We start from the raw sequence: 21,198 nt of genomic DNA on the forward strand, positions 1-21,198 counted from the left end.
GGCGCAATGACAGTTTCCGCGCCCTCCACCATCCGCCAAGCGCTTGGGCTCGCCACCCAAGCGCTTTTTCTTTCCAACCCCAATCCCCGCGTAGGGTGCGTCATCACCTCTCGGACGGGCGAAATAGTGGGCAAAGGATCTACACAGCGTGCTGGAGGACCCCACGCAGAAATCATGGCCCTGCGTGATGCGCAAGCTCGCGGGCATGACCTGCAGGGGGCAACCGCCTATGTGACACTGGAGCCGTGCTCTCACCACGGGCGCACAGGCCCATGCTGCGACGCTTTGATTGCAGCTGGAATCGCAAAAGTGGTAGCTTCGCTTGCCGACCCGAATCCACTCGTGGCAGGGCAAGGCTTTGCCCGCCTGAGAGCCGCTGGCGTTGAAGTCTCGGTGGGCGACGGAGCGCAAGAATCCTTCGAGCTCAACATCGGGTTCTTCAGCCGCATGGTGCGCAAAACACCTTGGGTGCGGATGAAAATGGCCGCTTCGCTGGACGGGACCACTGCCCTGCCCAACGGTGAAAGCCAGTGGATCACCTCGTCTGCGGCGCGGGCGGATGGGCATGCCTGGCGGGCGCGGGCTTGTGCGGTGTTGACCGGCATTGGCACCGTGCTGGAAGACAACCCCAGGCTGGATGTTCGCGACGTAGCCACGCCGCGCCAGCCCCATGTGGTGGTGGTGGACAGCTTGCTTCAAACCCCGCCAGACGCTCGCCTTTTGATAGCAGGTCGCGCTTGCTACATCTACTGCGCAGCCCCTAACGACACTGCATTTCAAGCGAGAAAACAAGCGCTGGAAAGCCAGGGTGCCGTGGTCGTGGAGCTACCGAATGCCCATAACAAAGTGGACTTGTCAACAATGCTTGCAGACCTGGCCAGCAGAGGAGTGAACGAACTGCATGTAGAAGCCGGCACCAAACTCAATGGCTCCTTCATTCGTGAGGGGCTGGTGGATGAAATGCTTGTGTATCTGGCCCCTTGCATGCTGGGAGAAGGGCTTGCAATGGCCCACTTTGGCCCTCTGACCCAGCTGGATCAAGGCCTCTCGCTGGACTTCAAAAGCGTGGAAAAGATAGGCCCTGATGTGCGCATCCTCGCGCGGGTAAAGGGACGGGACAACTTTTTGGCCATGCCGACTGCTGAGCTTTAGCAAACTCCTTCGCAACAGCGCTGCGAGTGCCTTTGGAAGATTTGGAAACACAACGATAGTGCAGATTCGTTGCGGCCACATCTCAAAACAGCCGCAAAGCACCGGCATCGGTCTTGCCAGATACTCGACATATTTCGACGCACAAAGCTCTTTCGGGCTTTTGCGCTGTACCCATTTTTAAAGTTCAATCACGCCATGTTCACAGGAATCATCACTGGCCAAGGCCAGATCACAGAAGTCGCTGCATTGGGGGCCACAGCCTCGCACGGCAAGCGCTTGGTCATTCGCGCCCCAGAGGGCTACCTGGACGATGTGGGGCTGGGGGACAGCATTGCGCTCAATGGGGCGTGCATGACGGTGACCACCCTGTCGCCTGACACCCAGCAGTTCACGGTGGATATTTCGGCAGAGTCGCTGCTGAAAACCACGGGGCTGGACACCCCAGGGCCCATCAATATGGAAAAAGCGCTGCGTGCCAACGACCGCCTGGGGGGGCATCTGGTGTCGGGTCATGTGGACGGGCTGGGCCAGGTGACGCACTTTGCCCAGGTGGGCGAAAGCTGGGAGTTGCGCATCATGGCGCCCCGTGATTTGGGGCGTTACCTGGCTTACAAGGGTTCGATCACGGTGAACGGCGTGAGCTTGACGGTGAACCGCATTGCCGACTCTGCCGACGGCTGTGAGGTCAGCATCAATCTGATTCCGCACACGGTGGAAAACACGGCCCTGGGCACGCTGAAGGCGGGCAGCCGTGTGAACCTGGAAATCGACCTGATTGCGCGCTATGTGGAGCGCATGGTGACTGCACCTGCGGAGGCGCGGTAACGCTCCCACCAACGGTTTGGCTGCAGCTTGGCAGGGCCCTGCGGCACCCCTCCACAACCTGTGGCTGATCCGCTCCAGTCCATGCCAACCACAAGCTGTGGCGTTGGACTGCACTTCACACCTGCGCGATCAACGCTATCAAAAATATAGCTGGTAGCGCTTACGGAATAAGCGCTAGACCCGCTTTTCTTTGAAATCTTTCTACAGCTCGGGAGTGAGCAGCATGACCCGAGCAAGGCCTCTGCGTCTTGCTGCAGCGGACTTCCGCCGTGCCTGCACAGTCAGCGCACCAGGCGACGAACAGGCCACGCACCCCTTCAAACCACCGGCCAAGACCCTGACTCCAAGCTGTTGAGCCGGGGCGTTGTCCGACACATGCCCAGCGGTGCGGCACGCTACAGTGGGGCGCGGCTTCACCGCGGTTTCACCCCACACCATGCACCCTGCCCCCGCCCCTGTTCAGCGCTTCACTCAGCGCCCAGCGAGATTCCGGTTGTTCGCGATTTTTTCGCTGCTGATCGCGATGGGCATTGGCATGGCACTCACGGGCTGCGCGGGTTTGCCAGGGAACGTTGATCGCCCCGTAAGCCGCGCGCTGGCCGACCCTTCCAGCACGGCGCTGGCCAGCATGGTGCAGGAGCAAAAGGCTGCCGCCAAAGCTCGCCACCCTTCGGGATTCGTGCTGCTCAGCGGCGCACAAGCGGCCTATAGCAGCCGTCTGGCACTCGTGGAATCTGCGCAGAAGACGCTGGATTTGCAGTACTACGCCATCCATGCCGACGTGAGCACGCAGCGGCTGCTGCAAAGCGTGGTGGCCGCCGCAGAACGTGGTGTGCGGGTGCGCGTGCTGCTGGACGATCTGCACAGCACCGGGCGAGACGCGCAGGTGATGCGGCTGGCCTTTGTGCCCAATGTGGAAATGCGCATGTTCAACCCGCTGACGGGTGCACGCAATTCACATCTGGGGCGCATTTTCAGCATGGTGGGCGACTTCTCGCGGGTGCAGCAGCGCATGCACAACAAGCTGTTCATTGCCGACAACACCTTAGGCATTGCGGGCGGTCGGAACCTGGGCAACGCCTACTTTGGCAACGATGACGCGGGCAATTTTGTGGACCTGGATGTGCTGGCAGCCGGGCCCGTGGTGCAAGAGCTGTCCCAAACGTTCGATGCCTACTGGAATAACCCACGGGCCTACCCGGTGCAGTCGCTGATCTCACGCCATCAGCTGCTGGAGATGCAAGCCAGCATGCGCAAGGCCGCCGAAGGGGATGGGGACAGCAGCGACACACCTGCCGAGGGTTCCACCCCCACAGCCCCCACAGAAGCCGAGCGAAAAACGACACCCGAGCAGCAAGCCCGCATCTGGAACCAGGAGCCCATGGACCTGAAGGCTGCGCCTTGGACCTGGGCCCCTGCCGCCGTGCTGGTGGACCACCCCGCGAAAATTGCCGCCGAAGGCGGCGAGCAACCCACGCCCGCACCACGCGCAGCGCTGCCAACCCCCAAGAACACACCAGAACTGGGCCCCACAGACCCGCAGCAGGACACGGTGGTGGACGGCTTGCTGCAGCTGATGGGCCAGGCCAAGAAGGATTTGCTCATCGTCTCGCCCTACTTCGTGCCCGGCCCGGACATGAAGCAGGCGTTTGCTGCAGCGCGGGCCCGGGGGGTGCGCGTGCGGGTGTTGACGAACTCTCTGGCGTCCAACGACGCGCCCATCGCACACGCGGGGTATGCGCGCCACCGCCCGGAATTGCTGGCCACGGGCCTGGAACTGTACGAGATGCGCAGTGAACTCTCAGGCCTGCGCAGCGTGCTCCAGGGCACGGGCAGCAGTGGTGTCACCGGGTCCAGCGGCGACTCCAAGGCCATGCTGCATTCCAAGCTATTGATCCTGGACGGGCGCCTGCTGGTCATCGGCTCGATGAATCTGGATTTGCGCTCGCAACTGCAAAACACGGAAATTGCCCTGCTGATTAGCAGCCGGAGCCTGTCGACACGCGCCACAGAGCAAATCGAAGCCGCCCTGGAAGATGCCGCTTGGCGTGTGGAGCAGGACAGCGAAGGCAGGCTGGTGTGGCGGGCGCCCAAAGACAGCGGGCTGAAGGACGCCACCGCCGAGCCCGACACCAGCGCCCCACTGCGCTGGCTGGTGCGCATTCTGGGCTGGTTTGCGCCCGACCACCTGCTGTAAGCGAGAAGACTTTTTCAGCCCTGGGCTTGCAGCTGCAAGGCAGCAATCCAGCGGGTGATTTCGCGCTGGTCGGTCAACGTGCGCACATGTTCAAACGCCAGCTCAGCCTCTGGGTAGCGGCGGCGCAGCAGGTTGAGCCACTGCTTGAGCCGCCCGGCGCGCTGGCGCGGCTCCAGCCCGTCGCACACCAACTGCCAGAACGTGGCCAGCTGGGGCAGCAAGTCGGCCCACTGCACGGTGTCGGAGCCCGCACGGCCCGCATCGGCCGCGCGAATGGCGCGTGCCAGGCCAGGGTCTGCCACCGCGCCACGGCCCAGCATCAGGGCGTCGCAGCCCGACACCGCGCGGCAACGCTGGGCGTCTTCCACCGTCCAGATCTCGCCATTGGCCACCACCGGAATGCGCACCGCGTCACGCACCTGCGGAATCAGCTCCCAATAAGCGGGCGGGCGGTAGCCATCTGCCTTGGTGCGCGCATGCACCACCAGCTCTGCCGCGCCGCCGTCCTGCATGGCCTGCGCGCATTCGCGCATCAGCCGGGTGTCGTTAAAACCCAGGCGCATCTTGGCGGACACGGGCAAATGGGCGGGCACGGCCCGGCGCACAGCCGCCACCACAGCAGCAATGCGCTCAGGCTCCTGCAGCAGGGCTGCGCCGCCCCCGTGGCGGTTGACCACCTTGGCGGGGCAGCCAAAGTTCAGGTCAATGCCTTCGGGCTGCAAGGCCGCGAGCCGCGCGGCATTTTCGGCCATGCACACCGGGTCTGACCCCAGCAACTGCGCACGCACTGGCACACCGGCCAAGGTGCGGCTGCCGTTGAGCAGCTCGGGCACGTAGCGCAGGAACACCTTGTCGGGCAGCAAGCTGCCCGTGATGCGGATGAACTCCGACACGCACCGGTCCACGCCACCCACGCGGGTGAGCACGTCACGCAATACAAAATCCAAAAGCCCCTCCATCGGGGCCAGCAACAAGGTCATACCCATGCATCCCTGGGTGGTCCACGTGCTGGGGCACGGGCCACCCATTTCAAGCCAAAAACGGCTCTAGCGCTTACTCATCAAGCGCCATAAGCTATTAAATATATAGCAGACAATCTTTGCAGCCCGTATGCTTCCAGCGAGCCCGCCAGGGCAGACCGGCACGGCAGGCGTCATCGCCATGTCACGGTGCGCTGCTGCAATGCTGGCCACCGCCTTTGCGATTGCCCGCCATGCTGCTCCTCAAAACCGACAAAGCCCGACAGGAACTCGCTCCCGGCATGCGCACCCTGAGCCTGCGCGAGCGATCGCTGCTGCTGCTGGCCGAAGGCAAGCCTTTGGCCGAATTGCAGGCCATGTACAGCGGCGGCGGTGCCGAGATTGTCGAGCACCTGCTCAGCCAAGGGTACCTGTCGCTGTCTGCACCCGCGGTGCAAGACACTTTGCCCACCCCACCCGCCCACACTCAGCCCTCAGCGCTGCGCCCAGAGGCAGTCACGCCGCCTGAGCCCAGTGACCACCTGCGGTCGCTGGCGGGTGCGCGCATGTACCTGTTCGATATTTGCGAACGCCTTTTTGCCCGCCGCGACCCGGCACTGGCGCAGCATTTTCACAGCGCTCTGCGCGCAGCCCGTGACCGGGACAGCATGCTGCACGTGGGGGAATCGTTGCTGGAGGAAGTGTCGCAACTGGCGGGCGCCGAGCGAGCCGAGACCATTCGCGAGCGCATGAAGCAACTTTTGCCCCGCGAGCAGCCCCAGGACATGGCCCTGGCGGAGGCCTAAGCCTCCCTCCAGATCAGGCCAGGCCCAGGCGCCACAGCGATGTGACTTCCGCTGCGCGTGCGGTATGCAAGGCATCCGACGCGTCGGCCGACTTGCCGTGCCGGGGCTTGACGTCTTGTCGCCCCAGCACCGTCAAGCCGCCCTGCGCAATCCATTCCAGCAGTTCTTCACGCGTGCGCAACTGCAAATGTTCAGCCAGGTCCGACAGAATCAGCCAGCCTTCGCCGCCGGGCTCCAGGTGGGCTGCCAAACCGGCCAAAAACCCGCGCAGCATGCCGCTGCCCTCGTCGTACACCGCCCGCTCAACGGGCGAGCTGGCCCGTGCGGGCAGCCAGGGCGGGTTGCACACCACCAGCGGGGCCTTGCCCTCGGGGAACAGGTCTTGCTGTTGCAGCTCGACGCGGCTCGTCAGACCCAGGCGCTGCAAATTCTCGCGCGCGCAGGTCAGCGCACGCGGGTCCTGGTCGGTGGCCACCACGCGCTGCACACCACGGCGCGCCAGCACGGCAGACAGCACGCCCGTGCCCACGCCAACATCAAAGGCGAGAGTCTTACTGGGCAGCGGCGCCTGCGCGACCAGATCCACATATTCCCCACGGACCGGCGAAAAAACGCCGTAGTGCGGGTGAATGCGGTTGCCCGGCGGTGCGCCCAGGGCGGGTATTTCCACGCCCTTCTTGCGCCATTCATGGGCGCCCACCAGGCCCAGCAGCTCACGCAGCGAAGCCACCACGCGATTCCCGCTGGCGGGGCCCCAGGCCTCAGTGCAGGCCTGGCGCAGGTCGGGCGCGCGGCGCAGCGCAATCGTGTAATCGCCTTCCAGCACGATCAGCACCGACGACAGCACCCGCGCACGCTGCGCCTGCGCCTGCCGGTGCAGGTGAAAAGCTTCCGCAGGGGTGGCCGCTGCCGCTTTTTGCGCCGCTTTGGCCGCCACCTTGCGGGGCTTGCGGTCTGCGCGGCGCATCAGCGCCTGCAGCAACATACGCGCGTTCTGGAAATCGCCCGTCCACAACAAGCCCGTGCCTTCACAGGCCATGCGGTAGGCTGTGTCGGCGGGAAGGGTGTCGTCGGCAGCGATCACGCGGCGCGGAGCCGAAGCGCCACTTTCAGAGCGCCACTGGGCGGTGTGGGACTGGCCCTGGCTGCTCCATTCGATCATGGCAGGGCTCAGCCGTTGATCGGGCGCTTCAGGCGCACTTCTTCGATCTTGACGCCACCGATGATGGCCGTCTTGGCGGTAGACAACTCGCGCTTGAAGCCGGCCAGCTCATGGAAACGCAGAGCGCGTTCATTGCGCAGGGGCACCCACGCGGTCACGTTGGTGCAGCCTTCTTCCTGAAGGCCGTCACGGGCGGCATCCCACAGAGCCAGGCCAACGCCTTGGTTCCAGTGCGTGGGAGCGGCGTAGATGGCCCAGATTTCACCGGTGGTGGGGCGGGACTTTTCATCGCGCGAGCGGTCGTAGCCGACGAAGCCGACGATCTTCTCGCCGTCAACGGCCACCTGGACTTGGGGCTCGCAATATTCGATGGCCTCGCGCCAGTAGGCCTGGCGCTTTTCGACCGATGACATGGCTTTCAATTGCTCGTCTGGCACCAGTCCTTTGTAGGCCTCTTGAGCAGAGACGGTGTGGATCTGGGCAATGGCTTTTGCATCGCGAAGCGTGGCGGGACGAACCTGGATACTAGACATGGAAAAACCGAACGAAAACAGGGTGTAAAAAAACGAAAGGAGCGGCATTGTCGCCGCAAACGGTTTTTCACCCTTTTGTGCTCGGTTACACCATGATGTCAATGCACGGTTTTTCTCGTGGTTTTGGCGCCTTGCAACACCCTGTTTTTGCACGGCGTATGCCGCAGCCGAGCCCCTTACGCAATGGCCAACGCGTGGCCTGTGGAGGCCGCAGACACCGCCTGCGCAGCGCGCTGCACCGAGGCCCGCTTGTTGCGCGGACGGGGCACGTGCACCGCAGGCGGCAAGCCATTGTTTTGAAGACGATCAACCTCAACCCTGTGCGCATGGATCAACACCCGCGAGGCGCTCCTGCGTGCGTTGAACAGGTTCTTGAGGAAAGTCTAGAAACCGCCCCGGCGCGCGTCCATCGCACCAATGGACTAGCCCGGCACGCCGCTTTGTGCGCAATACTTGCTGTAGGCCTGCCCATCTTTTGCTCGTTGATGACCACAACCTGTTTCGCACACCCGAAGACCACACGACGGTGGTTGGCCCCTGAGCTTTGAGGCTGCCGCAATGGCAGGGTTGCGGCAGCGAAGCGCTGTCGCCCCAAGCGCTGTGGGCCAGTGGTCAAAGCAGGCGGCGTATCAACGCCATGATGCGTTCCATGCGGGGGCCGTAAGGCGGGTACAACAGCGACCCCATCGACCAGCGCGACTGGACCAGCACCGACTTCTGGTGGCAAAACTGCAAGAAGCCTTGCTCGCCGTGGTAAGCCCCCCAGCCGCTGTCGCCTACGCCGCCAAACGGCAGGTGATCGTGCGCGATGTGCATGAGGGTGTCATTCACCGTCACACCACCACTCACGGTGCGTTGCAGCACGTCGTCACGCACCGCCTCGCTCTGCCCAAACCAGTACAGCGCCAACGGGCGCGGCCCTGCGTTGATGTGGGTGATGGCATCGTCCAGCCGCTCGTACGAGACCACCGGCAGGATGGGGCCAAAAATCTCTTCCTGCATCAGCTGCATGGCCGACGTTGCGCCAAACACCAGCGTGGGCAGCATCTGGCGGCTCACGCCATCGCCCAGCGTGCCAGTGGTGTGCACTACGGGCTTGCCGGCAGTGGGGTCGATGGTCTGCACCTCAGCGCCCTGCGTTTGGGCCTGCTGCAGCATGGTGCGCAGCCGCGCATGGTGGCGAGCTGTGATGATGGAAGCGTAGTCGCCATTGCCCTCGATGGTAGGAAACAGCCGTGCCACTGCTGCGGCATAGGCCTGGGCAAACTCACCTTCACGGCCACGCGGCAGCAGCACATAGTCGGGTGCAATGCAGGTTTGCCCGGCGTTGAGGAGCTTGCCGTGCGCGATCTTGAGGGCTGCGTCCTTCATGTCGCAGTGGCCGTCGATGATGCATGGCGACTTGCCGCCCAGCTCCAGCGTGGTGGGCGTGAGGTTTTGCGCCGCAGCCTGGGCCACCTTGCGCCCGACAGCCGTAGAGCCGGTAAAGACCAGGTGATCGAAGGGCAGCGATGCGAACAAGGCTGCCAGGTTGGCATCGCCTTGCACCACGCAGAACTCGTCGGGGGAGAAAAACTGCGCCACCAGCGCTGCCAGTTGCGCCGAAGTGTGGGGCGTGAGTTCACTGGGTTTGAGCATGACCCGGTTGCCTGCTGCCAACGCGGTGATGGCCGGGGCCAGCGCCAGCTGCACCGGATAGTTCCACGGAGAAATCACGCCCACCACGCCCAGGGGCTGGCGGGCAATCCAGGCCGTGGCGGGCTGCAGCACCAGGGGCGTGGACACTTTCTTGGGCTTCATCCAGCGCCCGAGGTGGCGCAGGGTGTGCGACAGCAAGCTGCGCAGCACAAAAAAGTCTGCCACCTCCGTCAGCAGCGGTGATCGCATTCCGAAGTCTGCCTGCACGGCCGCTGCGAGCACGGGGCCGTGTTCGTCCAGCATTTTCTGGATGCGCAACAGGCGCTCTCGGCGCACCAAAAGCGGCACATCGACGTGCTCACGACTGGCTTGCCGCTGGAGTTGGAAATGGGCGTGGATTTCGGCTGGGGTCATGCCAAGATGATAGGAGACCAGGGCCAAGGTCACGTCACCAAAGGGCACATGAGCCCACAGGACTACAGGCCTGCCGTGGCGTTGCGTCCGCCACCCGACGCAACGCCCGCAGGTGGCCCCACGCCAGGGCCGCCGGGCGGTTCAACAGGCTTCAGCGCACTTCGCGCGGGACCACATCGGTGACGTCTTGGGCACCCGGCAGCATGCCGCCACGGCGCGATGCGGCAGACTCTTCAGGGGCTGCATCCGCTGCAGGAGAGGCACGGCGCGCGGTGGTCCAGCGCTCGGTCGAACGAAACACGGTGCCGAAGCCGGTACGCGGGTCCATGCGCATCACCCAGGGGGTGACGGGCTTGCCGGTCAAACGTGCCCAACCCGCGCGCAGCGCCCACACCAGTGCCAACACCATCACGGCGGCGACGAGGCTCAAAAACAGCACCACGCCCATCGCAACCACCACGACACGCAGCACCAGGCGAAGTACACCTGCAACAAATTCGTTCAAACAATACCTCTCATTCACAACTGCGATGCGGACAAAGCCTCAAACGAGGCCCTGCCCGCACCGGGGGCGGCTCAACCCTGCGGCACAGCGCTGAACTGGAACACCCCAGGTTCCAGCACGGGGTTCACTGTCACAGAAATGACGCTCTTGGGCGGGAAGCGCCCTTCCAGCAGCAGCTTGGACAAGGGGTTCTCGATGCGCTGCTGGATGGCCCGCTTGAGCGGACGTGCACCAAACACCGGATCGAACCCCACCTTGGCCAATTCTGCCAAGGCAGCGTCAGACACCTGCAGTTCCAAATCCATCTTCGCCAGCCGGGTTTGCAGCAGCTGCAGCTGGATCTTGGCGATGGAGGCAATGTGCTGCGCATCCAGCGCGTGGAACACCACGGTTTCGTCAATGCGGTTCAAAAACTCGGGGCGGAAGTGGTTTTTCAGCTCGCCCCATACCGCGTCCTTGATGTCCTGCGAGTCCTGGCCCACCATGGCCTGGATCAGGTGCGAGCCGATGTTGCTGGTCATCACGATCACCGTGTTCTTGAAGTCCACGGTGCGGCCCTGGCCGTCGGTCAGGCGGCCATCGTCCAGCACCTGCAGCAGCACGTTGAACACGTCGGGGTGGGCTTTTTCCACCTCGTCGAGCAGCAACACGCTGTAGGGCTTGCGGCGCACGGCTTCGGTCAGATAGCCGCCCTCCTCGTAGCCCACGTAGCCGGGCGGCGCGCCGATCAGGCGGGCCACGGAGTGCTTCTCCATGAACTCGCTCATGTCGATGCGCACCAGATGCTCTTCGCTGTCGAACAGAAAGCCCGCCAGCGCCTTGCACAGCTCGGTCTTGCCCACGCCCGTGGGGCCGAGGAACAGGAAAGAACCTGTGGGGCGGTTCGGGTCACTCAGGCCCGAACGCGAGCGGCGGATGGCATTGGCCACGGCGGCAATCGCCTCTTCCTGCCCCACCACACGCTCGTGCAGCTTGGTTTCCATCTGCAGCAGCTTGTCTTTTTCGCCCTGCATCATCTTGGCGACGGGGATGCCCGTAGCGCGGCTCACCACCTCGGCAATTTCTTCCGCACCCACCTGGGTGCGCAGCAGGCGGTTGGGGGTGGACGCGCCGTCCTTGCCCTCTTCCTTGGCCTGGGCTTCCTTGAGCTGGCGCTCCAGATCCGGCAGCTTGCCGTATTGCAGCTCAGCCACCTTGTTGAAATCGCCCTTGCGCTTGAGTTCCTCGATCTGCTGCTTCACTTTCTCAACCTGCTCGCGCACCTGCTGGCTGCCCTGGGCCTGGGCTTTTTCAGCGGTCCACACGTCCTCCAGGTCGGCAATCTCTTTTTGCAGCTTGTCGATCTCTTCCTCCAGCAGCGCCAGGCGCTTTTGCGAGGCCTCGTCCTTCTCCTTCTTCACCGCCTCGCGCTCGATCTGCAGCTGGATCAAGCGGCGGTCGAGCTTGTCGATGGCTTCGGGCTTGGAGTCGATTTCGATCTTGATCTTGGCCGCAGCCTCGTCAATCAGGTCAATCGCCTTGTCGGGCAGGAAGCGGTCGGTGATGTAGCGGTTCGACAGCTCGGCTGCAGCCACGATGGCCGGGTCGGTGATCTCCACCCCATGGTGCACTTCGTACTTTTCCTGCAGGCCGCGCAGGATGGCAATGGTGGCCTCCACGGTGGGCTCGCCCACCAGGATTTTCTGGAAGCGGCGCTCCAGCGCAGCGTCTTTTTCGATGTACTTGCGGTATTCGTCCAGCGTGGTGGCGCCCACGCAGTGCAGCTCGCCACGCGCGAGGGCTGGCTTGAGCATATTGCCCGCGTCCATCGCGCCTTCGCCCTTGCCCGCGCCCACCATGGTGTGCAGCTCGTCGATGAAGACAATGGTCTGGCCCTCGTCCTTGGCCAACTCGTTCAGCACGGTTTTCAGGCGCTCTTCAAACTCGCCGCGGTACTTGGCACCGGCCAGCAGGGCCGCCATGTCCAGGCTGAGGACGCGTTTGCCCTTGAGCGATTCAGGCACTTCGCCCGCCACGATGCGCTGGGCCAAGCCTTCCACAATCGCCGTTTTGCCCACGCCGGGCTCGCCGATCAGCACGGGGTTGTTCTTGCTGCGGCGCTGCAGCACCTGGATGGCGCGGCGGATTTCGTCGTCGCGGCCAATCACCGGGTCGAGCTTGCCCGCGCGAGCGCGCTCGGTCAGGTCCAGGCAATACTTTTGCAGCGCGCCACGCTGGCCTTCGGCCTCAGCGCTGTCTACCTTCTGGCCGCCGCGCACGGCGTTGATGGCGGCTTCCAGGCTTTTGCGGGTCAGGCCGTTGTCCTTGGCGATCTGGGCGGCGTCGCCCTTGCTATCGGTCAGCGCCAGCAAGAAGAGTTCGCTGGCAATGAACTGGTCGCCGCGCTTGATGGCTTCCTTTTCAGTGGCCTGCAGCACGCGGCCCAGCTCGGGGCCGCCCTGCACCTGGTCGTGCCCCTGCACCTGCGGCAGGCGCTTGATGGCAGCTTCGGCCGCGCTGGTCAGGCCAGGCACGTTGGCGCCCGCGCGCTGCAGCAGCGCTTTGGGGCCATCGTCCTGCTTGAGCATAGCCAGCAGCACGTGCACGGGTTCGATGTAGGCGTTGTCGTGGGCCAGGGCCAAGCTTTGGGCATCGCCCAGGGCTTCCTGGAACTTGGTGGTGAATTTGTCGAGACGCATGGGTCAATATCCTCCGAATTTCAAAGCATTTGGGGCATACACTGCCTCATTTCAAGGCGCCTTTTGACAGAAGAGATTGACGTGCGTCAGCAAACCAAAATGCAGCAGACCGCCTGAATTGCTACTTTTTTAATAGCTACTAGCGCTTACCTATCAAGCGCCAGAGCCATTTTTTACTGATATTCCTGGCCGCAGGGCTTCACGCATTGCTCGCCGTGATACCCCAGCGCGCCAGCGCCGCATCGTCGCTCACCCGCGCATCCACCCAGCGGGCGCCCTGGGGGGTTTGCTCCTTTTTCCAGAACGGGGCCTGGGTCTTGAGGTAGTCCATCAAGAACTCGCAGGCCTGAAAGCTCTGGCCCCGGTGGGCGCTGGTCACGGCCACCAGCACGATCTGGTCGAGCGGCTGCAGCAGGCCCACGCGGTGAATGACGCGGGCGCCCAAGATGTCAAAGCGCCGGAAAGCCTCCTCCACCATGGCTTCGATGGATTTTTCCGTCATGCCGGGGTAGTGCTCCAGCTCCATCGACGCCACGGCGTCGCCCTCATTGCGGTCGCGCACGGTGCCCACGAAGCTGCACACAGCGCCCACGCCCTTGTCGTTGCGGCGCAGTTCGGCGATTTCATGTGAGAGGTCAAAGTCCTCGGTCTGGATGGAAACGCGTGCGTAGGTCATGGTGCGCGGTGCAGGCGGGGCGCGGCCAGCAGGGCGCGCTCTTCTTCGACAAATTTTTTGAGCTGTTGCAGCGCGGGCGACGGCGGCAGCTTTTCCAGCAAGGTCTGCAGCCGGGTGATATCGCCCACCGTGGGCGCCACCTTGATTTGCGCCACTGCGGCGGTGTGGTTGCCGGATTGGATCAAGGCCAGTACCTTGTTCGGCCATTCACTTTTGGGTCTTGCCATGGAGATGTTGTTGGTAGTTGGGCAGGATTGTCTGTAGCATTCGCCCGCACTTTACCCCCACCGCAGCCCTTGCGCGACCGATCAGCCCCTCATCTGCCCATGGCCACACAGACCATTACCACCGACCAATACAAGCTCTACCCCTCGCCCCGCAACCAGTACCGCGAGATTTTTGAGCACCAGGTGTTCGTGCCCTACCCCTACGCCATCATTGACCTGGAAGTGATGGAGCTGGCGGGCAAAACCACCCTGTACGCTGCCTGCCGCCTGTCGGACATGAAAATGGGCCAGGTGGTGACCTTTGAGCTGGCGCCCGACCAGGCCAAGTTCGAGCGCCTGTTCACCCCCGATTGAGCCGCCCCACCGCCCATGCACGAAGAAGACAACCAGATCCACGTCCCGCCCTCATTCCTGGCGGTGTATGCCGACAGCCGCCAGCGCCTGCGCGAACCGGCTTCGGTCGTCCGCAACCGCTACGAGCTGTGCGAAGACCTGGCCGGGCACCTGGTGGAGCAAGCGCAAACGCTGTACCACGTGCAAGCCCCGTCGGAAGCCGAGATCTTGCTGCGCATCCACGCGGGGCTGTGCGCGGCCGAGTCCGGCGTTTCAGTAGGCGAAGCAACCTGGATCACCATCCGGCTGGCAGAGCTGCTGAACTGGCCATGCCCCGTACTCACCCCGCCCACCGCCGAGGATGGGGCCGAAGGTGATGGCCCGCCCAGCCCACCACAGCAGCCATGAAAAAAGGCGCAAACCCTGCAAAGGTTTTGCGCCTTTTTGGCCTCTAGCGCTTATCCAACAAGCGCCAGCAGCTATTGATTCAATAGCAGATCAAGAGCCACCAAACGGCATCTTGGGCATGCCGCCCAGGCCTTTCATGCCGCCCATGCGCTTCATCATCTTCATCAGGCCGCCGCCCTTCATCTTCTTCATCATGTCCTGCATCTGCTCAAACTCCTTGAGCAGGCGGTTCACCTCTTGCACATGCACGCCAGCACCGGCCGCAATGCGCTTTTTGCGGGTGGCCTTGATGAGGTCAGGCTTGCGGCGCTCCAGCGGCGTCATGCTCTGGATGATGCCTTCCTTGCGCTTGATGTCTTTTTCGGCCTTGTCCATGTCGATGGAGCCCGCCTTGGCCGTGAGCTGAGAGGGCAGCTTGTCCATCAGGCTGGAGAGCCCGCCCATCTGCTTCATCTGCTGGATCTGCGCCAGGAAGTCATTCAGGTCAAACCCGTCGCCGCTCTTGACCTTGGCCGCCAGCTTCTGCGCGGCTTCCATGTCCACACCCGCCGTGACCTGCTCCACCAGCGCCACGATGTCGCCCATGCCCAGGATGCGGCCCGCGTGACGTTCGGCGTCGAACACTTCGAGGCCGTCGATCTTTTCCGACACACCCGCAAACTTGATGGGCGCGCCGGTGATCTGGCGCACCGACAGCGCCGCGCCACCGCGCGAATCACCGTCCAGCTTGGTCAGCACGATGCCGGTGAGCGGCAGCGCTTCTTTGAACGCCTTGGCGGTGTTGATGGCGTCCTGGCCCTGCATGGCGTCCACCACAAACAGGGTTTCAACAGGGTTGATGGCGGCGTGCAGGTCCTTGATTTCCTTCATCAAGGCTTCGTCAATCGCCAGGCGGCCGGCGGTGTCCACCAGCAGCACATCAAAGTAGTGCTTCTTGGCGTAGTCCAGCGCGGCGTTGGCAATGTCCAGCGGTTTCTGGTCAGGGGTGCTGGGGAACCACTCGGCACCGGCCTGGGCGGTCACGGTCTTGAGCTGCTCGATGGCCGCGGGGCGGTACACGTCGCCCGACACCGTCAGCACCTTCTTCTTGCGCTTTTCAATCAGGTGCTTGGCCAGCTTGGCGGTGGTGGTGGTTTTACCGGCACCCTGCAAGCCCGCCATCAGGATGACGGCGGGCGGCTGGGCGGCCAGGTTGATGTCGGCCACGCCTTCGCCCATGGTGGCGGCCAGCTCGCGGTTGACGATGCTGACCAGCGTTTGCCCCGGCTTGAGCGAGCCCAGCACCTCCTGCCCCAATGCCTTTTCCTTGACGCGGGCGATGAAGTCGCGCACCACGGGCAGGGCAACGTCGGCCTCCAGCAGCGCCATGCGCACCTCGCGCAGCATGTCGGTGACGTTGGATTCGGTGATGCGGGCCTGGCCGCGCATCTCCTTGACGAGTCGCGTGAGTTTGTCGGTGAGTGCGGAGGCCATAAGGGGTTCTGGAAAGGTTCCGGTGTGAGCCGCAACCTGCACGCAAGTCAAAAGCAGGCAGGTTTGCCAGGGCGCTGGCAGCGGGCGAAAGGCTAAACTGTGACCCATGATTTTACCCAGTGCTTCCCCCGTCAGTTGGCTGCTGGCCCTTGCCGCCGCCTTGGCATACGCCGCACCCGCCGCAGCCGCTTCCCGCCTGGGGGCGGCGGCGTCGCGCAATGCGCTGCTGGCGGCCTGGGTGCTGCACGGCGCCTTGCTGGTGTGGGGGCTGTGGGGCGAGGCGCCGCGCTTTGGCTTTGCCCCCGCCTTGTCCATGACCGCATGGCTGGTGCTCACGGTGTATGCGGTAGAGCGCCAGTTGTTTCCGCAGATGCGGGCCCGCTGGATGCTGGCCGCGCTGGGCGCTGCCACCATCGTGCTGGCGCTGCTGTTCCCAGGGCAGCCGCTGCATGTGAAGGCATCGGCCTGGCTGCCGCTGCATCTGGCGCTGGGCATTGCCTGCTATGGCCTGTTTGCAGCGGCGGTGGTGCACGCCTGGCTGATGACGCGGGCCGAGCGCCACATCCGGCAGGCCGAAGACCCTGACAGCGGAATCCCCTTGCTGACGCTGGAGCGCCTCACCTTTCGTTTTGTGACGGCCGGTTTTGTGTTGCTCAGCGCCACGCTGCTGGCCGGCTGGCTGTTCAGCGACATGCTGTATGGCCGCGCCTGGCGCTGGGACCACAAGGCGGTTTTCTCGTTCCTGTCGTGGCTGGTGTTTGCGGCGCTGCTGCTGGGGCGGGCACGCTTCGGCTGGCGCGGGCGCAATGCGGTGCGCATCCTCTATGCAGGTTCCGCATTGCTCATGCTGGCGTATGTCGGCTCACGCTTCGTGCTTGAAGTGATTCTGGGCCGCAGCACATGAAGTACCTGGTTTTGCTATTGGTGCTGGTGGTGGCTTTCGGCTTCTGGAAAAGCCGCCGCAACCTTGCGCAACCCAGCCGCCCCCACCAACCCAGCCCCCCCACGCCTCAAGACATGGTGGCGTGTGCGCACTGCGGCCTTCACCTGCCGCGCACTGACGCCATCGTCCAGTACGGCGCCCACTACTGCTGCGCAGACCACCTGCGCGCAGGCCCTTCGCACCGTTGAAAGGCGCCTTCTTGAGCGATAGCCGGCTGTTCCCCACCGAAGCCCCCTTTGTGCGGCTGTGGCGGGGCTTTCTCACCGGCCGGTTGATGATTGCCGTGGCACTGCTGGTGCTGCAGCTGCTGGGGTACGCCTTCAACCAGACGCAGGCATTCACACCAGCCGTGCTGGCGGTGTGTGTGGCCTATCTGGTAGCCACCGTGATGCTGCGGATTCTGGGGCGCCACGCCCCACCCTACCCAGGTACCGGACCGCACTGGCTGCCTTCGATCGGGGTGGACATTCTGGCGGTCTCCGCTCTGCAGCTGCTGCACCCCGGCACCATGAACTACACACCCTTGTTCGGATTGCCCATCCTGATGGCGGCCGTGCTGGGCACGCTCACACTGGCCCTGGGCACCACGGCAGCGGTCACCTTGCTGCTCTTGCTGTGGGCCTGGTGGACGGGAGATCAATCGTCAAGCGACGACGCGCAACGTTACCTGCAAAGTGCCCTCACCGGCACAGGCTACTTTGTGGTGAGCTATCTGGTGCATCAACTCTCTGCCAGACTGGTGGGCGAGCAGGAAGTGGCCGAGCGCAGCCGCATGAAGGCGCAGGTGCAGACGCAGATCAGCACCCTGGTGATCGAACATTTGAACGATGGTGTGCTGGTGGTGGACGAGCAAGATACCGTGCGCATGGCCAACCCCGCTGCACAGGCTTTGCTGGGGGATGGGCAGAACACGGCGCTTCCCTTTTCGCTGGGAAACTGTGGAGGCTGGCAGCCGCTGGTCGCACTGGCCCACCGCACCTTCGACGAAGAGCAGCCCCAAACTGCCGACGTGGCCCTTCTCCATCCTGGCGAAAGCCCCATGGGCCTGCATGTGCGCACCTGGCTCACCTCCACCCCCAGCGATCAAAACAGCCGCGCAGAGCGGGTGTGCGTGATGTTTCTGCACGACCTGCGCGAAATGGAAGCCCGGCTGCGCACTGAAAAGCTGGCGGCCATGGGCCGCATGTCTGCGGCCGTGGCGCATGAGATTCGCAACCCCCTGGCGGCCATCGTCCAGGCCAACGCATTGCTGGAGGAAGACTTGCAGGACCCTGGCCAGAGGCGGCTGGCGCAAATGGTGCAGCAAAACGCCGACCGGCTGGCCCGCATCGCCGAGGAGGTGCTGGACATCGCCCGGGTACAGCACCAGATCAACCATGCGCCAGGTGCCACCCTGGCGCTGGATGCCAGCGTGGCACAGGTGTGGAGCGACTGGAGCAGCCAAGACCCGGCGCGGCGGCGCGGGCAGGTGTCGCTGGAAACCTCGATGGTGCAGGTGGAGTTCGACCCCGAGCACCTGCGCCGCGTGCTGGTGAACCTGCTGGACAATGCCCTGCGCTACATGGGCCCAGAGGAAGACTCGCTGGTGGTGCAGACGCGCACCAGCCCCGCTGGGCAGACCACACTGCAGGTGTGGAGCGACGGCGCCCCCATGGACAAATCCGTCGAGCGCCATCTGTTTGAGCCCTTCTTCTCGTCCGAGAGCCGGTCCAGCGGCCTGGGGCTCTATATTTGCCGCGAGCTGTGCCAAAGGCATGGCGCATCCATCAGCTACCAGCGCACCACACGCGACACCGCGCGTGGAAAAGTCGGTGGCAACGCATTCACCGTCGCGTTTCGCCGCACCATACGCCCCGTGGAACCCGCCACGCTTTTCGACTCGATCGTGATCTGAGAACCATGAACGCTCCCGCCGCCTCCATCCTGGTCATTGACGACGAGCCCGACCTGCGCACCCTGTATGAACTAACCCTGCTGCGCGAGGGCTACCGCGTGGAAACCGCATCCAGCGTGCAGGAAGCACGCGAACAACTCCAGAGCCGCCTCTTTGATGTGGTCATCTCGGACATGCGCCTGCCCGACGGCTTTGGCATGGAGATCCTGCAAGACCTGCGTGACCAGCAACGCCGCGAACGCTGCGTGGTCATGACCGCTTACGGCTCCGCTGAAAATGCCGTTGAAGCCCTGCGGGCGGGGGCATTTGACTACCTGACCAAGCCGGTGGACCTGAAACAGTTTCGTTCAGTGGTGGCCTCGGCCGTTCAAGGCACCGGAGCAACCCCCGCGCCGCGCGCCCCCCGCGGTGGACCGGCGCCCCGCAATCAGACAGCAGACGCAAGCACTTCCACGCTCCATTCATCGCTGGATCGGCTGGTGGGAGATTCGGAAGCCATGCGCAACGTCAAGCAGCGCATTGCCAAGGTGGCCCGGGGCATGGCGCCGGTGCTGGTGCGTGGCGAATCAGGTACAGGCAAAGAGCTCGTCGCGCAGGCCCTGCATGCCTGCAGCCAGCGCGCAGAAGGCCCGTGCATTGCGGTGAATTGCGGCGCCATCCCAGAAAACCTGCTCGAAGCCGAATTCTTCGGTGCCCGCAAGGGCTCCTACACCGGCGCGACACAGGACAGGGACGGCTACTTCCAGGCAGCGCGCGGAGGCACCCTTTTCCTGGATGAGATCGGAGACCTGCCCCTGGCCATGCAATCGAAACTGCTGCGGGCCATCCAGGAACGCAGCGTGCGCCCGCTGGGCTCCACCCAGGAAGAAACGGTGGACGTGCGGATTGTGAGTGCCACCCACCGCGACCTCGCCGCCGACGTGCAGACGGGCAGATTTCGGCAGGATTTGTATTACCGCCTGAACGTCATCGAAATCGTCATCCCACCGCTGCGCGAGCGCAGGGAAGACCTGCCCGCTTTGTGCGCCACGCTGCTGGCGCGCATTGGCCAGGACTCGGGCATGCCTGTGCCCCGGCTCACCGAACAAGCCTTGCAGGCGATTGCCACCCAACCGCTCACGGGCAACGTGCGCGAGCTGGAGAACGTGCTGCACCGCGCAGTGGCATTGACTGAAGGGGATGAGCTGCAAGTTGAAGCGTTCTCGTCTGGCAGCCCCACCGCCCAGGGCTCTGCGCACCCCGCAGCAACCTCACATGCGCTACAGACACCCCGCAAAGCACCCTACGAACCTCCATCCTCGATGACAACCCACACTGGGGCGGAGCAGGATGGCGCTGGCACAGCCCCCCTGCCCAACGATTTGCAGGCATGGCTGGACCAGCAAGAGCGCGATATTCTGATCCGCGCACTCAAGGAAACAGGCTTCAATCGCACCGCCACGGCGGCGCGCCTAGGCATCAGCCTGCGCCAGATCCGTTACCGGATTGCACGCCTGAACATCGGTGTGCCCAACGACCAGGATTTTCAAGACGAGATCGGCTGAGATGGCCGGTTTGCAATCCGTATGGGAAGGGGGATGGCATCGCGGCGCGGTGCGCCTACCGTCGCCTAACTTCGGCCCCCGCCCCCTGGGAGCCTTGCAGGTGGTGGACTTGGTCGTCGTGCATTCCATCAGCCTGCCGCCCGGGCAATACGGCACTGGCGCTGTGCAGCAGTTGTTCACCAATGCCCTGGATTGGGATGCCCATCCCTATTACCAGCAAATCAAAGGCCTGCAAGTGTCTGCGCATTTTTTTATTGAGCGCAACGGTCGGCTCTGGCAATTTGTCGACTGCGACCAGCGCGCCTGGCACGCTGGCCAGTCTTTTTATCGCGGCCGGGCCAACTGCAACGACGACTCCATCGGCATTGAGCTGGAAGGCCTGGAGGGTTTCACATTCGAGTCCGCCCAATACGAAGCCCTTGGGGAGCTGTGTCGCCATTTGATCGAGCGCTACCCCTTGCACTATGTGGCAGGACACGAACACATCGCCCCAGGCCGCAAACAAGACCCCGGCCCCGGCTTCGACTGGGCCAAGCTGAGCAGCGAATTGCCTGTAAACATCCTTGAGTTACCGAGTCAAGCGACCCCCAGGTAAACCCGACCTCTTTTCAGGTTAAAACACAGCGGCAGATTCAGGGTAGGATCGCGCCCCTTCGAAACCTCCATCCAAGCTGTACGCGCCCCTGCGGGGCAAATTCCGCGACAGCCCGCGCAGCCACAACATTTGACGCGCCAAACCTTGCGATCACGCGGGCTTGACTGCCATGCATTCCTGCGAAGTGGCTCTTGAACCACTGGTTTGGAGCACTCACCCAGCCAAGGCATTACACT

At 63.7% G+C, this 21,198-nt stretch carries 20 protein-coding genes; 11 read left to right on the plus strand and 9 right to left on the minus strand.

All coding sequences use genetic code 11. From position 1 onward, the window contains the following. The first annotated feature begins 6 nt into the window (after positions 1 to 6). The 3 genes from ribD to BDD18_RS05125 all read left to right on the plus strand — a co-directional run bounded on the left by ribD (position 7) and on the right by BDD18_RS05125 (position 4,174). Positions 7 to 1,152, plus strand: a complete 1,146-nt coding sequence (ribD, locus tag BDD18_RS05115) for a bifunctional diaminohydroxyphosphoribosylaminopyrimidine deaminase/5-amino-6-(5-phosphoribosylamino)uracil reductase RibD (protein ID WP_142081744.1) — start codon at positions 7 to 9, stop codon at positions 1,150 to 1,152. A 195-nt stretch (positions 1,153 to 1,347) separates the two neighbouring features. Further along, positions 1,348 to 1,977 (plus strand): riboflavin synthase, encoded by a 630-nt coding sequence (locus BDD18_RS05120; RefSeq protein ID WP_142081746.1) that lies wholly within the window; start codon positions 1,348 to 1,350, stop codon positions 1,975 to 1,977. 523 nt (positions 1,978 to 2,500) lie between these two features. Beyond that, entirely contained in the window at positions 2,501 to 4,174 is a 1,674-nt protein-coding gene (locus BDD18_RS05125) for a phospholipase D family protein (protein ID WP_244939030.1), read from the plus strand. Positions 4,175 to 4,188: 14 nt separating this feature from the next. Here BDD18_RS05125 and BDD18_RS05130 read toward each other — a convergent pair whose 3' ends face one another. Continuing rightward, the gene (locus tag BDD18_RS05130) at positions 4,189 to 5,154 is read right to left on the minus strand and encodes a tRNA dihydrouridine synthase (protein WP_066692840.1); all 966 of its coding nucleotides are present in this window, start codon (positions 5,152 to 5,154) and stop codon (positions 4,189 to 4,191) included. A 233-nt stretch (positions 5,155 to 5,387) separates the two neighbouring features. Between BDD18_RS05130 and BDD18_RS05135 the strand changes: the two genes are divergently transcribed. Further along, positions 5,388 to 5,939, plus strand: a complete 552-nt coding sequence (locus BDD18_RS05135; RefSeq protein WP_142081749.1) for a hypothetical protein — start codon at positions 5,388 to 5,390, stop codon at positions 5,937 to 5,939. 13 nt (positions 5,940 to 5,952) lie between these two features. Here BDD18_RS05135 and BDD18_RS05140 read toward each other — a convergent pair whose 3' ends face one another. From BDD18_RS05140 to BDD18_RS05170, 7 genes are all read right to left on the minus strand, one after another. Further along, positions 5,953 to 7,101 carry a methyltransferase gene (locus tag BDD18_RS05140; RefSeq protein WP_142081751.1) on the minus strand — a complete coding sequence of 383 codons (1,149 nt, stop codon included), beginning with the start codon at positions 7,099 to 7,101 and terminating at the stop codon, positions 5,953 to 5,955. An 8-nt stretch (positions 7,102 to 7,109) separates the two neighbouring features. Further along, entirely contained in the window at positions 7,110 to 7,634 is a 525-nt protein-coding gene (locus BDD18_RS05145; protein ID WP_044400098.1) for a GNAT family N-acetyltransferase, read from the minus strand. 612 nt (positions 7,635 to 8,246) lie between these two features. Next, positions 8,247 to 9,686, minus strand: a complete 1,440-nt coding sequence (locus BDD18_RS05150; RefSeq protein WP_142081753.1) for a coniferyl aldehyde dehydrogenase — start codon at positions 9,684 to 9,686, stop codon at positions 8,247 to 8,249. Between the two features lie 151 nt (positions 9,687 to 9,837). Continuing rightward, entirely contained in the window at positions 9,838 to 10,191 is a 354-nt protein-coding gene (locus tag BDD18_RS05155; RefSeq protein ID WP_142081754.1) for a hypothetical protein, read from the minus strand. 71 nt (positions 10,192 to 10,262) lie between these two features. Continuing rightward, complete coding sequence (gene clpB / locus BDD18_RS05160; RefSeq protein ID WP_066690503.1) at positions 10,263 to 12,869, minus strand: ATP-dependent chaperone ClpB; 2,607 nt, start codon at positions 12,867 to 12,869, stop codon at positions 10,263 to 10,265. 199 nt (positions 12,870 to 13,068) lie between these two features. Then, positions 13,069 to 13,545, minus strand: a complete 477-nt coding sequence (locus BDD18_RS05165) for a molybdenum cofactor biosynthesis protein MoaE (RefSeq protein WP_142081756.1) — start codon at positions 13,543 to 13,545, stop codon at positions 13,069 to 13,071. After that, a complete protein-coding gene (locus BDD18_RS05170) occupies positions 13,542 to 13,772 on the minus strand; it encodes a hypothetical protein (protein WP_044400080.1) in 231 nt (76 codons plus the stop codon). The genes BDD18_RS05165 and BDD18_RS05170 overlap by 4 nt, the downstream gene beginning before the upstream one ends. Positions 13,773 to 13,871: 99 nt before the next feature. Between BDD18_RS05170 and BDD18_RS05175 the strand changes: the two genes are divergently transcribed. Beyond that, positions 13,872 to 14,126, plus strand: a complete 255-nt coding sequence (locus BDD18_RS05175) for a hypothetical protein (RefSeq protein ID WP_142081758.1) — start codon at positions 13,872 to 13,874, stop codon at positions 14,124 to 14,126. A 15-nt stretch (positions 14,127 to 14,141) separates the two neighbouring features. Further along, positions 14,142 to 14,513: a hypothetical protein gene (locus tag BDD18_RS05180; protein ID WP_142081759.1), complete on the plus strand. Its 372-nt coding sequence runs from the start codon at positions 14,142 to 14,144 to the stop codon at positions 14,511 to 14,513. Between the two features lie 90 nt (positions 14,514 to 14,603). Here the strand turns inward: BDD18_RS05180 and ffh are convergent, their stop codons facing one another. Then, positions 14,604 to 15,986, minus strand: coding sequence for a signal recognition particle protein (gene ffh, locus BDD18_RS05185; protein WP_044400089.1), 1,383 nt, complete (start codon positions 15,984 to 15,986; stop codon positions 14,604 to 14,606). Positions 15,987 to 16,092: 106 nt separating this feature from the next. On the opposite strand from ffh, the gene BDD18_RS05190 reads away from it, so the two are divergent. From BDD18_RS05190 to ampD, 5 genes are read left to right on the plus strand one after another with little or no spacing between them, the layout of a single operon-like run. Further along, positions 16,093 to 16,890 carry a cytochrome C assembly family protein gene (locus tag BDD18_RS05190; protein WP_066695055.1) on the plus strand — a complete coding sequence of 266 codons (798 nt, stop codon included), beginning with the start codon at positions 16,093 to 16,095 and terminating at the stop codon, positions 16,888 to 16,890. Then, a complete protein-coding gene (locus BDD18_RS05195) occupies positions 16,887 to 17,117 on the plus strand; it encodes a PP0621 family protein (protein WP_066695053.1) in 231 nt (76 codons plus the stop codon). Before BDD18_RS05190 ends, BDD18_RS05195 begins: the two co-directional genes overlap by 4 nt. 11 nt (positions 17,118 to 17,128) lie before the next feature. Beyond that, complete coding sequence (locus BDD18_RS05200) at positions 17,129 to 18,823, plus strand: two-component system sensor histidine kinase NtrB (RefSeq protein WP_233099681.1); 1,695 nt, start codon at positions 17,129 to 17,131, stop codon at positions 18,821 to 18,823. A 5-nt stretch (positions 18,824 to 18,828) separates the two neighbouring features. Beyond that, positions 18,829 to 20,367 (plus strand): sigma-54-dependent transcriptional regulator, encoded by a 1,539-nt coding sequence (locus tag BDD18_RS05205; RefSeq protein ID WP_142081761.1) that lies wholly within the window; start codon positions 18,829 to 18,831, stop codon positions 20,365 to 20,367. A 1-nt stretch (position 20,368) separates the two neighbouring features. Then, positions 20,369 to 20,962 (plus strand): 1,6-anhydro-N-acetylmuramyl-L-alanine amidase AmpD, encoded by a 594-nt coding sequence (ampD, locus tag BDD18_RS05210; RefSeq protein WP_142081763.1) that lies wholly within the window; start codon positions 20,369 to 20,371, stop codon positions 20,960 to 20,962. Positions 20,963 to 21,198: the final 236 nt, after the last annotated feature.

It is taken from the genome of Acidovorax temperans, assembly GCF_006716905.1.
GTDB classification, from domain to species: domain Bacteria; phylum Pseudomonadota; class Gammaproteobacteria; order Burkholderiales; family Burkholderiaceae_C; genus Acidovorax; species Acidovorax temperans.

Excerpts from the sequence above, each read along its gene's own strand:
- BDD18_RS05195 (WP_066695053.1), top strand. The coding sequence starts at position 16,887 with ATGAAGTACCTGGTTTTGCTATTGGTGCTGGTGGTGGCTTTCGGCTTC.
- ffh (WP_044400089.1), bottom strand. The coding sequence starts at position 15,986 with ATGGCCTCCGCACTCACCGACAAACTCACGCGACTCGTCAAGGAGATG.
- ribD (WP_142081744.1), top strand. The coding sequence starts at position 7 with ATGACAGTTTCCGCGCCCTCCACCATCCGCCAAGCGCTTGGGCTCGCC.
- BDD18_RS05135 (WP_142081749.1), top strand. The coding sequence starts at position 5,388 with ATGCTGCTCCTCAAAACCGACAAAGCCCGACAGGAACTCGCTCCCGGC.
- BDD18_RS05175 (WP_142081758.1), top strand. The coding sequence starts at position 13,872 with ATGGCCACACAGACCATTACCACCGACCAATACAAGCTCTACCCCTCG.
- ampD (WP_142081763.1), top strand. The coding sequence starts at position 20,369 with ATGGCCGGTTTGCAATCCGTATGGGAAGGGGGATGGCATCGCGGCGCG.
- BDD18_RS05145 (WP_044400098.1), bottom strand. The coding sequence starts at position 7,634 with ATGTCTAGTATCCAGGTTCGTCCCGCCACGCTTCGCGATGCAAAAGCC.
- BDD18_RS05125 (WP_244939030.1), top strand. The coding sequence starts at position 2,501 with ATGGGCATTGGCATGGCACTCACGGGCTGCGCGGGTTTGCCAGGGAAC.
- BDD18_RS05205 (WP_142081761.1), top strand. The coding sequence starts at position 18,829 with ATGAACGCTCCCGCCGCCTCCATCCTGGTCATTGACGACGAGCCCGAC.
- BDD18_RS05150 (WP_142081753.1), bottom strand. The coding sequence starts at position 9,686 with ATGACCCCAGCCGAAATCCACGCCCATTTCCAACTCCAGCGGCAAGCC.
- BDD18_RS05165 (WP_142081756.1), bottom strand. The coding sequence starts at position 13,545 with ATGACCTACGCACGCGTTTCCATCCAGACCGAGGACTTTGACCTCTCA.
- BDD18_RS05140 (WP_142081751.1), bottom strand. The coding sequence starts at position 7,101 with ATGATCGAATGGAGCAGCCAGGGCCAGTCCCACACCGCCCAGTGGCGC.
- clpB (WP_066690503.1), bottom strand. The coding sequence starts at position 12,869 with ATGCGTCTCGACAAATTCACCACCAAGTTCCAGGAAGCCCTGGGCGAT.
- BDD18_RS05130 (WP_066692840.1), bottom strand. The coding sequence starts at position 5,154 with ATGACCTTGTTGCTGGCCCCGATGGAGGGGCTTTTGGATTTTGTATTG.
- BDD18_RS05190 (WP_066695055.1), top strand. The coding sequence starts at position 16,093 with ATGATTTTACCCAGTGCTTCCCCCGTCAGTTGGCTGCTGGCCCTTGCC.
- BDD18_RS05170 (WP_044400080.1), bottom strand. The coding sequence starts at position 13,772 with ATGGCAAGACCCAAAAGTGAATGGCCGAACAAGGTACTGGCCTTGATC.
- BDD18_RS05180 (WP_142081759.1), top strand. The coding sequence starts at position 14,142 with ATGCACGAAGAAGACAACCAGATCCACGTCCCGCCCTCATTCCTGGCG.
- BDD18_RS05120 (WP_142081746.1), top strand. The coding sequence starts at position 1,348 with ATGTTCACAGGAATCATCACTGGCCAAGGCCAGATCACAGAAGTCGCT.